Annotated in this window: 14 protein-coding genes and 2 pseudogenes; 1 reads left to right on the forward strand and 15 read right to left on the reverse strand. The window is 34.7% G+C overall.

The genetic code is table 11. The features are described 5' to 3' along the window. Positions 1–219 precede the first annotated feature (219 nt). From H1D32_RS12820 to H1D32_RS12870, 12 genes and pseudogenes are all read right to left on the reverse strand, one after another. On the reverse strand, positions 220–537 hold the full coding sequence (locus H1D32_RS12820) for a DUF1444 domain-containing protein (protein ID WP_261178692.1): 318 nt from the start codon (positions 535–537) through the stop codon (positions 220–222). Further along, positions 500–754 (reverse strand): hypothetical protein, encoded by a 255-nt coding sequence (locus tag H1D32_RS12825; protein ID WP_261178693.1) that lies wholly within the window; start codon positions 752–754, stop codon positions 500–502. The genes H1D32_RS12820 and H1D32_RS12825 overlap by 38 nt, the downstream gene beginning before the upstream one ends. A 175-nt stretch (positions 755–929) precedes the next feature. Next, positions 930–2,081, reverse strand: coding sequence for a hypothetical protein (locus H1D32_RS12830; RefSeq protein ID WP_261178694.1), 1,152 nt, complete (start codon positions 2,079–2,081; stop codon positions 930–932). 691 nt (positions 2,082–2,772) lie between these two features. Continuing rightward, positions 2,773–3,177: a hypothetical protein gene (locus tag H1D32_RS12835; protein ID WP_261178695.1), complete on the reverse strand. Its 405-nt coding sequence runs from the start codon at positions 3,175–3,177 to the stop codon at positions 2,773–2,775. Positions 3,178–3,346: 169 nt separating this feature from the next. Further along, positions 3,347–3,637 carry a YjcQ family protein gene (locus H1D32_RS12840; RefSeq protein WP_261178696.1) on the reverse strand — a complete coding sequence of 97 codons (291 nt, stop codon included), beginning with the start codon at positions 3,635–3,637 and terminating at the stop codon, positions 3,347–3,349. 22 nt (positions 3,638–3,659) lie between these two features. Further along, positions 3,660–4,052, reverse strand: coding sequence for a hypothetical protein (locus H1D32_RS12845; RefSeq protein ID WP_261178697.1), 393 nt, complete (start codon positions 4,050–4,052; stop codon positions 3,660–3,662). Positions 4,053–4,430: 378 nt separating this feature from the next. After that, positions 4,431–5,374 (reverse strand): annotated as a pseudogene (locus H1D32_RS12850) (aldo/keto reductase family protein). A 197-nt stretch (positions 5,375–5,571) separates the two neighbouring features. Further along, positions 5,572–6,084, reverse strand: coding sequence for a GNAT family N-acetyltransferase (locus H1D32_RS12855; protein WP_261178698.1), 513 nt, complete (start codon positions 6,082–6,084; stop codon positions 5,572–5,574). 20 nt (positions 6,085–6,104) lie between these two features. Continuing rightward, positions 6,105–6,308: a hypothetical protein gene (locus tag H1D32_RS25430; RefSeq protein ID WP_396126187.1), complete on the reverse strand. Its 204-nt coding sequence runs from the start codon at positions 6,306–6,308 to the stop codon at positions 6,105–6,107. 14 nt (positions 6,309–6,322) lie between these two features. After that, positions 6,323–6,490 carry a hypothetical protein gene (locus H1D32_RS12860; protein WP_261178699.1) on the reverse strand — a complete coding sequence of 56 codons (168 nt, stop codon included), beginning with the start codon at positions 6,488–6,490 and terminating at the stop codon, positions 6,323–6,325. 205 nt (positions 6,491–6,695) lie between these two features. Beyond that, positions 6,696–7,928 carry a CapA family protein gene (locus H1D32_RS12865; protein WP_261178700.1) on the reverse strand — a complete coding sequence of 411 codons (1,233 nt, stop codon included), beginning with the start codon at positions 7,926–7,928 and terminating at the stop codon, positions 6,696–6,698. A gap of 215 nt (positions 7,929–8,143) precedes the next feature. Beyond that, complete coding sequence (locus H1D32_RS12870; protein ID WP_261178701.1) at positions 8,144–8,299, reverse strand: hypothetical protein; 156 nt, start codon at positions 8,297–8,299, stop codon at positions 8,144–8,146. A 332-nt stretch (positions 8,300–8,631) separates the two neighbouring features. On the opposite strand from H1D32_RS12870, the gene gndA reads away from it, so the two are divergent. Next, positions 8,632–10,044, forward strand: coding sequence for an NADP-dependent phosphogluconate dehydrogenase (gene gndA / locus H1D32_RS12875; protein ID WP_261178703.1), 1,413 nt, complete (start codon positions 8,632–8,634; stop codon positions 10,042–10,044). Positions 10,045–10,246: 202 nt separating this feature from the next. Here the strand turns inward: gndA and H1D32_RS12880 are convergent. From H1D32_RS12880 to H1D32_RS12890, 3 genes and pseudogenes are all read right to left on the reverse strand, one after another. Continuing rightward, positions 10,247–10,869 (reverse strand): annotated as a pseudogene (locus tag H1D32_RS12880) (cyclase family protein). Between the two features lie 16 nt (positions 10,870–10,885). Further along, positions 10,886–12,373, reverse strand: a complete 1,488-nt coding sequence (gene zwf / locus H1D32_RS12885) for a glucose-6-phosphate dehydrogenase (RefSeq protein ID WP_261178704.1) — start codon at positions 12,371–12,373, stop codon at positions 10,886–10,888. Between the two features lie 735 nt (positions 12,374–13,108). Beyond that, a complete protein-coding gene (locus H1D32_RS12890) occupies positions 13,109–13,786 on the reverse strand; it encodes an NAD(P)H-dependent oxidoreductase (protein WP_261178705.1) in 678 nt (225 codons plus the stop codon). Between the last annotated feature and the right edge of the window lie 30 nt (positions 13,787–13,816).

Below are 13,816 nucleotides of genomic sequence, written 5' to 3' on the forward strand. Positions count from 1 at the left end.
TCCTCCTATATTAATAGATATAAGACCAAATGGTATGGTATATAAAATATATAACAACCCTTCTTTATATAAATGCTCCGTTAGTGCAGTAAATAATTATTAATATTTAAGCGCTGTAAAATAATAATGTTAATTTTGTAATAATTTAAAGGAACCAACTTTAGGGGGGGCTTTACCTGACTTATTAATCTATGAAAATTATAACCAAGACCCTTTGCCCTAGGTTCTCTTTATAAGCCTATCCATAAGTAAGTAGTCGCCGTGCTCCCAAACATTAGATATTATACTTTTTAATTTTTCAACACCTGTATTCGAGTTAAGATTGCAAAAAGCTATTACCTCTCGTGAAGGTATAGCTACCACATATCCTTTATGAACATATTGTTCTAGTGTATCATTCCATAAGTCATCTAATAGAACCAAAGCAGCTTCAAAGTTTCCATCAAGCAATAACGCAAAACAATCATTCTCTAAGTCATGCATTCTCAAACCATTACTTTCAACTAAGGAACAAAGGTTTCTTATTGCAATATCCATAAGTGCTTCTCTGAGCTAACTCTAAATCCCGCTTTTGTATATATTTAAATGCCTCGGTTTCCGAATTATATGTTAGAAACGTAATAATCAAGTCTTCATTAAATTCTATGTCAACTACACTATCCTCTTCAGAAATAGAAAGTAGATCTTCGCCAATATCATCTCTTAGAATTGGTTTTAAGTACGGTAAAGCCTTATCACATAACTGATGATTCATAATTCTTGTCTCCTTAACTTTTATAATACTTGTCTATGTTCTTCCCTTTAACAAAACAGAAGTTGCCTGGACAACTCCTTATTTCGTCAAGCTGCTTCGCTTGTAAATAAATTCCACATAAAAAGCGTTAATTCCTTCTTGAATTAACGCACTTCGTTTAGTTAAATAGCAAGTATTATCGTTTTAAAACTTCATATATATTAAAACGGTATTCAGAAGGTAGTTTATCAATATCACGAGAAATCTCTGCTCTTAAACTTTTTCTACCCTTAATTACGATTTCATTTTTCTTTATTTGTATTGTACCGATACTATATGGGGCATAATCAATATCTAAATTATTAATAGCCACAATTCCGGTAGAATTAGTGTTAATTTCAGTTAGTCTAAGTTTAAATTCAGCTTTTGTAAGATGAATTTTAGGAACATGGTAGATTATTTCGACCAGATAATCCTTATTTTTAGCATTAGCATAAACTAACTCTGTATCAATACCATTTCTATCTATATATTCAATTACTCCTTCAATCTTTTCCTTTTCTAAATGGTCAAAATCAGCAATCAACCGGAGACCAGTACACATTGTGTTGAAAACCATCTTTGATTTACCTTCTTCGTCCGACTTCTTATATTGTGATAAATTCAAGGTAGAATATGTATACTTGTTCCATGTTTCAAAGGCAAACGACTGTTTCGCCTGCTCCAGAGTTTCAGCAATACTAAAGTAAATTTCTTCATAATCAGGAGATTTGACTTCAGCTCTCCTTAATAGGTTACTAAAAAGTTGTGAGTAAATATAGGAATAAGGTGATAAAGTATCTCTTTCAAAATGGTCATATAACCTAACACCGATTACCTTTTTATTCAATGATCTTGGATTGTTCTTGTAAGAGTTTATTAAGCAATCAACACGTTTAACCGTATTCAAATATCTTATTTCTTCTTCCTTACATGCATAGTCCTTTAGTTCTCCATCAGTCTGTGGTGCAAATTGAACAATATTTTTAAAATCTGCCAACAATTTATCTTTTTGAAAATCCAGTTTCTCGTTTATCTCTATCAGGGGAACCATGTTGATGGCTTCGTATACTTTTAAAAATCCATGTTGAAAATCAGAAACATTTAACCTCACATTATCAGTAAAGTTCCCTTCAATTTCAATTTGTGCGATGGTTTTATAGAGTGAATTTAATTTAAACTTTTTCTTTTTTGGTGGATTGTTTATAAACCGTATTAGTAAGCACTCAAACGTTAGTCCATGAAAATCTCCAATAAGATGTTCATTTAAAAATGTCTCCAATAAACTTAAAGATTTATTTCGTTCCACTTTTGTCTTAAAATCTTTATATTCAATTAAAACCGCATATGTACTCCTTTAGCCTTTTATGTTTTAACAATGATCCCTATCAAACTAAACTCTTCAATAAGAGAAGAGTGATACCTTTATTAAGCACCCGTTAGCGCAATAACTACTACTTATTTTCTTCTAATTATCGTATAGCAAGAGCCAAATCAAAAGCGACAGCCTTTATTGTGTTATCGCATATGTTACTTGAAAGCGAAAAGAAAATCTTACTCTTATTTAAATTTGCTTATCCCTGTGTCATAAAAATCCAATTAAATAGTGTAAATAAAGTTATGATAATGAAGATTACTAATAAGATTATTAAAAATTTTTTCAAGTTCTTTCAACTCCTTTAAAAAAATAACACTAAAAAATTGGACTATCCTAATTAAAGTATCCTGTTGCAATACTTCAACAAAGTCGTTACTGTGGCTCTTCCACTAAAGCATTCGTTAATTTAACAACATTGTTAATTCGTTCCAATGTTCTTGTACTTTAATGTCAAACATATCCAATGTTGTCACCCAAAAATCTTTCTTTATACTGGTCCGCGACAAACTTTCTCTATCTTTGGTAATTGTGTATTCTGAACCTTGGATTTCAAATCCTATTATATTTTCACTTAATACTTGAATCCACGACTGATTAATATTAGAAATAGTGTTAACTTTATTTAAAAATTTTCATCTAAGTTAACAACTTCTTGGTAGGTCATTATTCGATTAAAAACCGCTTCTATGGTAGAAGCAGCACTAGAAGTCGATGGACCATCCTTCTTGAACCCTCGTATTAGTGCAGCTAAACTACTATAATCTTCATAAAAATTATATATTACATAAGTATTATTATGAATTCTTTCTACTTGTTCTTTTGTCAAAACCTCTGTACTTACTATCTCTTCATAAATTTCCTGATTATCCAAAAGACTGTGGGTAAGTGTACTAATATTATTCATTAATCTATGTGAATGATATTGCTCATAGCCTTTATTGCTTAAGAACAGATTTATATAATGAATGAAAAATACTAATGAAATTACTAATAATACCACAACAAGAATTTTCTTTCTTTTTAACAAATTACCACACCGCCCTATTTAAATGTGCCTATTTCACTTTTGGTTAAATTTTTCGTTACTTTCATAACAAGAGGAATTGCCACATTAACAACTCCTCAACTAATGCACTCGTAACTTGAATAGGACTATTTATTAGCAACTTACACAACATTTAACTATAATTCTTCATCTACTTGCACCCATTCTCGTAAGGAATACCTTCACGATAAGTTTGTTCAAAATGCTTGTTGCTTTCTAATAACTCTATACCTTTCTCAGTTAATCGTGCAGGCTTCAAAGAATACATATCATTAACCCACAATACCCTCTCTATGTATCCCTTTCTTTCAAGCAAAATTATAAACTTTTCAAATTCAATTTCCTCTAATCCATAATCATTAGCATTAGGTTCAAAGTGTCTTCTATGAATCTCTCTTAAAACACTATATCCCACACGCAATACCACCACTCCTTCTTCCACGATTGCACTCGTTAGTAAAAAGTTACTGATTGTTTGCTTTTATAAATTCTCGCCACTCTTCTGAGTATTTTTGGTTAGTTACTTCTAATTCTACAAAGAGTACCTCCATATTTTCCAAATCATATTTAACAATATAATTACCAAATGGTTCTTCGTTTTTTGCTAATCCTCTATTTAATTCAACTATACCTTCTGAACTGATTTCAGAAGTGATAAGAGTTTTATAATTATCATCAACAAAAGTAGCAAGAGTAGGGTCAAATTGGTCTAAGTTATCTGCTAACAATATAATTAATTCTTGTCTTTTATCTTCCAGTAATTTTTGAAATTCCATTTGCTTTGACTGGTAAATCAAAGCTATTGTACCTAGTGAAATCACCGAAATAGTAATAATTAAAGTTAGTTTATTCTTCACTTTCTTATCCCCACCAATAGATAGTTATATAGATTTAAAAGAAATTTAAGATCTTGTTTGTCTATTTAATACAGGTATGCTGCTCGTTAGCTTTAGTAGCTTTGCTCAAAATCTCTATACATATTTTAACATAATTAGTAATATAACCTTGAATGATAATCGAAAATATAAGCCTATTTTCTTTAAATAGAAGTTTTTTGAGAGTAAATCTATGTAAAATTGTATATAAAAATGTCCCTATACACTGGTTGGTATATAAGGACATTTGGTTAGCATTTTACAATTTGACGGTCAATTAGTAATACATTTTTAATGCTTATGATAGGTAACGGAATCCGCTAAGCAAATAGCTGTCCTTTTTTGTCTGAAAAGTAAGGCTTACCCCAAGATTTCTTCGATTTTGTTCATAACATCTTCTGATAAGGTAACATCAATTGCTTTGACATTTTCTTCGACTTGGCTTGGTTTGCTAGCGCCAATTAATGCACTTGCGACATTTGGTTGTCGTAGGACCCAGGCTAACGCAAGGGAAGGTAACGTGATGTCTAGTTCATTTGCGATGGCTTCTAACTTTTCAACCTTCGTTAGAATTTCTTCATTCAGCATGTTTTTGATTGAATTATTAATGGAAGCATTTGCCGCACGACTACTATCCGGAACTTGACCGCCCTTATATTTACCAGTTAGCACGCCCTGTGCTAATGGAGAAAAGACAACCTGCCCGATACCGTGTTTTTCACTTACTGGGATAATTTCTTTTTCAATGTAGCGTTTAAACATATTGTAGACAGGTTGATTTACGACGATGCGGTCTAGTAAGCGACGGTCAGCGATACGTACAGCTTCTTCAAGTTGTGCGGCATTCCACTCACTTACGCCTGCATATAAGATTTTCCCCTGACGAATGAGATCATCGATTGCACGTAGTGTCTCTTCCACAGGTGTTTCAGAATCATAGCGATGACAATAAAAACATCAACATAATCTAACTTCATTCGTTGTAAGCTACCGTTTACTTGTTCAATAATATGCTTTCTTGATAAACCACGGTCATTTGGACCATCGCCCATTTGCCCGAAAGCCTTTGTTGTAATCACGTACGAATCACGACGATATTCCTTCAGTGCTTGAGCGAGTACTCGTTCTCCCTCTCCTCGTTCGTAAACATTGGCTGAGTCAAAAAAATTAATTCCTAATTCATAAGCTTTATGTATTGTTTTTTCTGCTAAGTTTTCTTCTACTGATTTACCGTAGGTTAACCAGCTCCCAAGACTAATTTCACTAACTTTTAATCCGGTATTTCCTAAACGTCTATACTTCATCAGAAATCCCCCTACAAAATATTGGCAGTACGTGAATATTTTACAGAAAATAGGACATTTCGCCACTGTTATATTTCGTTATCGAAACTCTTGGTAAATAAATGAATTTTATAAAGCAAATAGTGCATCTAGAGGTTAGGGACACTCAACTAGATGGACTTGTGACACATTGCAATTTTAAATTTACGAAAAAACTTTTACTCTAAGTTATTTTTTTGAATTGAATAAATGACATCATCACTTTTACCCACAAAGGTTCTTTTTTCAAATTTCATTCCAATTCGCTCAGCAAGTCTAATTGAGGGTTCGTTCTTGTGGTAAATTGTTGCGATTAGCCTAGAAAATCCAAGTTCTTTAAAGCCATAATTCAGGGTGGCGATTGCTGCTTCTGTAGCCAACCCCTTTCCCCAATGCTTTCGTACAAATAGATATCCTATCTCCATTTCCTGTTTTTCATCTACGATTTGTGGAATGATTCCGCATTGGCCAACAAATGACCTGTCGTCTTTTAATTCACATATCCATAACCCTGTTCCAACTTCTTCGTAATTTTTCATATTCCAATGGATCCATTTTAGTGCTACCTCACGAGGATAAGTTGATGGATAATATTGCATCGCAATTGGGTCAGAAAAAATTTCCATTATAAGATCAACATCTGCTTCAACCATTTTCCGAAATGTTAATCTGGCAGTTTCTAATATGTACAACTCTGCATCCCCGTTCTATATTATAGGTTATAATAATCCTTCAATTCCTTATCTGCTTTACAAGGTCCAAAAACTTTTATATTTAATAACGTTTCCTTTGCTAATTGAAGAGGGACATTTTCATCGATTGTTAATCTCCCAATAACGTAAAGTTTTACACCGGTATTAGAGGCCTTTAGTTTTAGTAATTTTTCAGTATCATAGGTAACCTTTCCGAACTGAATAAAAACATCTGTATCTAATTCCTTAAAGTCGTTTCCAAAATACCTTCATTTTTATTTAATTCGTTGGTTATCGCTTTTACCATAAAATCAGTCTTATTTGTATAAATTCCTTTTTCTATTAAAAGTTCTATCTTCCCAATATCTACGACATTAACATTTACACTTACTTTTTCGGTATTCACCTTGTCATCCCCTTTCCGCTCTTGTACTCTCATTGTAATACGTGGGAGGTATAAAATAAACATATTTTTTATAATCGTTCTTTATTAAAGGCTGTTTCGTAAACTTTGTTGCTATATTGTCGTAAGTTTTAAAAAAAAGAGCGTATAGACAACAAATCCATTTGTCTATACGTCTCTAAACTTAATTAAGGGAAACACCACCATCTTAATTTTCTACTTCATACTGCTGCCAATCGGTTTCGGTAATTTGTAATGATAACTGAACGAGTTTTTGTTTTAAGTTATCAGCCGCAGCACCTGTCATTGGTGTTGGTTGAAAATTATTTCGGTTACTTTCTGATGAGATACTAAAAGGAAGAACTCGGATCTCCTTTTTGTCTGTTAGTTCTTCCCCCTTTATATAAAATGATTGCTGAAAGACGAATGTATCTTTATCTGAGGGATTTCTGTTTCCACCAAACATAAAATTGCCAAGGCTATAAACAATAAACTTATCCTTGTACTCCTCAATTCCTTGAACAACATGTGGATGATGCCCTAGAACTAAATCAGCCCCTGCATCAATCGTGTATCTTCCTATCGATTGTTGTGTTTGGTTTGGAACATAGCTTCTTTCAACACCCCAATGGAAATTTACAATAATGATGGTTGCTCCGTTTTCCTTTAATCCCTGGATCCCCTCTCGGATTTGATTACGTAAAGTGATCGTATCATACCACCCGGTGAACCCAAGGAGCCCAACTTTGACACCTTTTATTTCGGTAAGGTAATGCTGTTCGTAACCAAAATAGCCAATCCCTGCATTGGTTAAATGGTAAATTGTATCATCAAAGCCTTTTTGCAAGTAATCAAACGTGTGATTATTGGCGAGATTGACAGCTTCTATGCTTCCTAGCGTAAGAATTTCAGTGTATGAAGGATCTCCCTTAAACGTAAATTGTTTGGTGGCTTTTGCTGTAGCATTTGTTAATGCACCTTCTAAATTGACAATGGTTAAATCGTCATTACTGAATATATCCTTAATGTTTTGGACGAAGTAGGCAGGATCATTATTTTTTGCTACTTGATTAAAGCTACCTTGATATCCATAGGAATCGTCCCCACCTAAAGTAACATCGCCTGCAGCGCTAATTGTGATAACTACCTCTTCTGGTTCTACTCTACTACTTTCGATTAATCTCTCTCTTACATCACCAAGAAACCTATCTATGTATCGAAGTGAACTTAACAGTGTCACAGTTTTCTCTTGTGTATTTTGCTTAAATAGTGCTTTGAACATGATCGTTGTATGATTTATATTCGTAAGGGCTGTTTTCCTTTCAGAGGATGATGTTAGACCTTCAGTCTCTTCGTAAACTAATTCATGAGCTAAAATAGGATTAGTAGTAAATACCAAAAAAAGTGCTAGAACTAGTAACAATTTTTGATGAAACTTCATAGGAAAACCTCCCTAGTAAAATAGTACTCAGGGAAGTTTATTTAGAAAATTATCGTTTTATTCCTGAGTGAATTTCATAATTTCCTTAATCAAGCTATATCCATCTAAGTGTAGTTACGAATGGTTTATAAAAACTATTAGGAAATTATAAAATTCATTAACAAAAAGAAAAAAACAGAGAATCGCCTAAAGGGTTCTCTGTTTTTCGTAATAAATTAACAGCTACTATTTGGATTGTGCATAATAAACTGACCATTATTACTATCTAATGTAAGAAGCTCTGCAAAATACAGTGCATCTTTTTGAAATGAAACTTGAATATCATTAATTTTTTTTATAACATCGTCAGCTTTTGGTTCATCCAGAACCATTCCTAATTGTGGACCGCCTCAGCCCATGCCGGCAATATAAACACGTAGTCCGGCTGCATTATTTTCAGCGATAATGGTCTTTAATTGTTCTGTTGCTGTCTCCGTAATCTTCATAAATTTCCCCTCCATAACTAAAACTAATATACCTATATGGGTATATATAAAGTTTACAACAATGTCTTTTAAATTTCAATAAAAAAGATTTCGTGCAACTTGGTCTTATTATGCCTCACTATTTCTCAATCTAATTGTAGATATCATTTTGTTTTGGGAATAATAAGCTTGGTCATTAATAGATGCCGAACACTGGATTAGAAAGGAAGTTTATATACATGCCAAAACAACAAATAGGTGTTATTGGATTAGCGGTAATGGGGAAAAATTTAGCATTAAATATTGAAAGCCGCGGCTACTCTATCTCGGTTTACAATCGTTCTTCAGACAAAACTAAGGAGTTTGTTACTGAGTCACAAGGGAAAAATGTTGTTGCAGCTTACAGTCTTGAGGAGTTTGTTCAATCACTGGAAGTCCCAAGGAAAATTTTACTTATGGTTAAGGCCGGTACGCCAACAGATGCAACAATTGATCAACTTAAGCCTCTGTTAGATAAAGGGGATATTATCATTGATGGTGGAAATACCTTCTTTGTTGATACCCAAAGAAGAAATAAAGAACTAAGTGAAGCGGGTATCAACTTTATCGGTACTGGCGTTTCAGGTGGTGAAGAAGGTGCGTTAAAAGGACCTTCAATTATGCCTGGAGGACAAAAGGAAGCCTACGATTTAGTTGAAAATATCTTAAAGGATATATCTGCAAAAGTTGACGGGGACCCTTGTTGTACATATATTGGTCCAGATGGTGCTGGTCATTATGTAAAAATGGTCCACAACGGAATTGAATATGGGGATATGCAGTTGATTTCTGAAGCTTACTTTTTAATGAAGCATGCACTAGGGCTAAATGCCGATGAATTTCATGAAATCTTTGCTGACTGGAACAAAGGTGAATTAGATAGTTATTTAATCGAAATTACGGCAGATATCTTCACAAAGATGGACGACGAAACTGGTAAACCATTAGTGGATGTGATTCTTGATACTGCTGGACAAAAAGGAACTGGGAAATGGACGAGTCAAAGTGCCTTAGACCTTGGTGTACCGCTTCCAATTATTACAGAGTCTGTTTTTGCCAGATTTATTTCTGCGATGAAAGCTGAACGTGTAAAAGCTAGTGGAATGTTATCAGGCCCTGAAGCAACTACTTTTACAGGTGATAAACAGGAGTTTATTGAATCTGTACGTAAAGCTTTGTATATGAGCAAAATTTGTTCGTACGCCCAAGGATTTGCGCAAATGCGTGCGGCTTCCGATGAATATGGTTGGGATTTACGATATGGAGACATTGCGATGATCTTCAGGGGTGGGTGTATTATTCGAGCGGCGTTTCTGCAGAAGATTAAAGATGCTTATGATCGTGATCCTCATTTACCTAATTTATTATTAGATCAATATTTTAAAGAGATTGTGGAGAGCTACCAAGGAGCGTTACGAGAAGTGATTGGTCAAGCAATAACTCGCGGGATACCTGTTCCTTGTTTTTCAAGCGCCTTAGCCTATTATGATAGCTATCGCACCGCTACGTTGCCTGCCAATCTCCTCCAAGCACAACGCGACTATTTTGGTGCTCACACCTATGAACGAATCGATAAAGAAGGGATTTTTCATACCGAGTGGATGGAAAAATAATAAGAAAAAGCGCAAGCGCCAATTTAGCCCCGACAAGCAAATGTTCTTCCAGTAAAAAGTGGCTTTTTCACTTTTTAACTGGAAGGTTATTTGACCTCGAGGGGCTGGGCGCTGGAGCTAGACATCAAATACTAAAACGCATATTTTTTAATCTTTTAAAAAAGCGGGATACTCTTTTACCATAGAGTATCCCGCTTATTAGTTAACCAATTGTTATTCCTTCAATTAAAACAACCCTTGCTGGTGCCCCATCAATGCCTGACAGCTTTAATGGTGCAGCTACCATAAAATAACTTCCTTCGTTAATATCCTTCAAACGTAAACCTTCGAGGATGATTACGCGATTTTCAAAAAATGTTTTATGGGTTGGGTGCCCATCTTGACTTCGTTCAATTCCAAGAGTATCTATTCCTACTCCACGTACACCGAGTTCAGAAAGATACTTTGCACCTGATTCGTCTAAATAAATAAAATCAAAATTAAATTCTTCATCAAAAGAATTTTTGTTTTTAAAATAATGAAATCATCAGTTGCAATGTCAAATTGCTCTAAATCAGTCTTTGAAATTTTATCATTCACCGCTGTTAAATCAAACACCTTACATTGCCCGACTAACTTTTCAATAGAGATCGTTTCTATAGTCTCACCTTCCACAACCATATGTAATGGCGCGTCTACATGAGTGCCTGTATGAGCATCTAGTTCTATGCGAGTTTCAGTTACATAACCATTTGTGACTGTTGATAGTTTTGGTTGTTTTTCTGGTTTGTTTTTGTAAACTGGCATTCCTTCATAGATGGGAGAAGAAATATCATATACTTTCATCAAATCATCCTTTCTATTATGGTGCTTCTGGTAACGCCCACCAATAAAAGCCATCTTTCGCTAACAAGAGGTTCGCTTCATCTGGTCCCATAGATCCGGCTTTATAATTTGGAATTGTATCGGTTTTATTTTCCCATACATGCGAAATTGGATCAACGAATTTCCACGAAAGTGCAACTTCATCCCAATGTGTAAAATTAGTAGCATCCCCGCGCATGCAATCATATAACAGTTTTTCATACGCTTCCGGAGTATTTACAACATCATCACAATTATTGCAGTAACTTAAGTTTATCGGAATCGTCTTAAAATTTTGATCTGACTTTCTTGCGTTTAAAGAAAGCGTAATCCCCTCGTTTGGTTGAATATGGATCACTAACAGATTTGGTGTGATATTTTGATCGTTTTGATTGAAATATAAATTCATCGGAATATCTTTAAATTGAACAATGATAATCGTTGACTTTTCTGTCATCCGCTTTCCAGTGCGGATGTAAAAAGGCACACCCGCCCATCTGAAATTATCAATAAGTATTTTCCCAGCTACATATGTTTCCGTCGTAGATGTTTCCCTAACATTGTTCTCCTCACGGTACCCAATTACTTCTTCACCGTTGATTGTTCCGCTTGTATATTGTCCTCTTACAAAAAAGTCATCTACCTCAGTTTCTTGAATAGGACGCATCGCACGTAATACTTTAATTTTTTCACTACGTATTTCATCTGTTGTTAATTTAATTGGTGGTTCCATTGCAAGTAACGAGACCATTTGCATCATATGATTTTGAACCATGTCTCGCAAGGTACCTGAATTTTCATAATAGCCACCACGATCCTCTACCCCTAAAACTTCACTCGAAGTAACTTGGATATTGGCAATATAGCGGTTATTCCATAACGGTTCAAAAATTGCGTTCGCAAATCTGATAACTTCAATGTTCTGAACCATTTCTTTCCCTAAGTAATGGTCAATACGATAAATTTGATCTTCAGAAAAGGCATGACGGATCTGCTCATTTAACTGCTCGGCAGAAGGATAGTCATGTCCGAACGGTTTTTCAATAATTAAACGGCTAAAGCCTTCTGTAGAAGTTAACCCTTCTTGTTTTAGATGCCCAGCAATTTCCCCGAAAAATTCTGGAGCCATTGCCAAATAAAAAATGCGATTTCCTTTTGTTTGGTACTTCTGATCCAATTCACCCAACAAATCTTTTAGGTTTAAATAAGATGTTCGATTTGTAACATCGAACGGATGATAATAAAAGTGATTGGCAAATTCCGATAAATGTTCATCCACTTCTAACTTTGAAACTGATTTTTGAACATTTGCTTGAAATTCTTCTTGAGATAATTCACGTCTTCCTATTCCAACCACTGCAAAATTACTTGACAGGTGCCCTTTCTTATACAAGTTATAGATGGATGGAAACAGTTTTCGTTTCGCTAAATCACCTGTTGCACCAAAAATAACGACAACGGTTTCGAGTTGTTCTGTTTTATTCAAAAAAATAACCTCACTTTTTTAAAAAAATAAGAATTTATAAAAATTCAACGTAATAACTGTCTAGCTCCACCGCCCAGCCCCTCGAGGTCAAATAACCTTCGAGAATAAAAGTGAAAGAGCACACTTTTTTCTCGAAGAACATTTGCTTGTCGGGGCTAAAATGGGCGCTTGCGCTTTTCTTATGTACATTGATGTCTTACTTGGTCACTTTTTTTAGTATTCCAATGCTAAGAATTTCTAGTATACAAAATTCTGCAGAAATAGGCTAGGATTAGACTCCTAAGAAAGTTCACTTTCACCATTAAGAATGTAACTCTATTTGCGCTATATGAAGTTGATAAGAGAAAGTGAACTTTCGAAGTGAATATATTTTCAGTCGAGTTCTAGAGTTTTTTGATGCCCTTTATGAGATATTGTGGTACTTTTTAATTAGAGCATTTGCAAAACTATTTCGACAGGAGCTTGAAGATGAGCAACAGTGATAAATGCTATTGTTTAGAGATTTTCAGAAAAAAATACGGGTCCCACGTGACAGGAAGTTGTCTAAAGCTGGCTTGTGAAAGGTATCGTCGTGAAAATCATCTACCACCTCTAAAGGAAAAGCCAAAAGATAATTAAGAGGGATGAATGAAATTCACTCAATTTCATCAACCCTCTTAATTATCTTTAACGAGCCATATTAGTTTAAATAATTAAGGGAACCCCAATTTGAGGTTCCCTAAGGCAATATCTCACTCAATAGATCCACTTAATGACGTCCTCTTTCTTTTTACGTGTTTTAGGACGTGGTTCCTCTGCACGATAGCCAAAGGCAACCATCACAGAAATATCGAGATGGCCGTTCTCCAAAAGACCCTCTTCTTCAAAGATTTGGTGAACCGAGTCATAATGAAAGCCTTCCACTGGACAAGAATCGATGCCGATTTGTGCGGCTGCTGTCATCATATTACCTAATGCAATGTAGGTTTGTTTACTTGCCCAATCAAACATTGACCTTTCACTGTCTAAAAGATGGAGATCATTCTCTTGAAACACTTTATAGCGCTCATGGACTTTTGGAATTAACTCTTCTGGAAGTCCTTTAACTGTTAAGAGATGATTCGTTATATAATCTGAATCATATTTCGTATCCACTTTAGTTCGAGCAAGTAGAGCAACAAAGTGACTGGCAGTAGGTAGTTGGCCTTGTGCTCCCCAGGTGACTTCTTTTAACTTCTCTCTCAATTGTTGGTTTTGGATTACGACAAACTTCCAAGGTTCGATTCCGATTGAACTAGGTGATAACCTTGCTGTTTCTAAAATAAAGTTAAAATCATCCTCTGGAATGATTTTGTCCGGATCAAATTTCTTCGTTGCGTGCCTAAACTGAAATGCTGCTAAAATCTGTTCTTTTATGGCGTCTTTGTTTTCCATATGTATCTCCCCTTTTTCTACACAAAGCTC

The organism is Anaerobacillus sp. CMMVII (genome assembly GCF_025377685.1).
In the GTDB taxonomy this organism is placed as follows: Bacteria; Bacillota; Bacilli; order Bacillales; family Anaerobacillaceae; genus Anaerobacillus.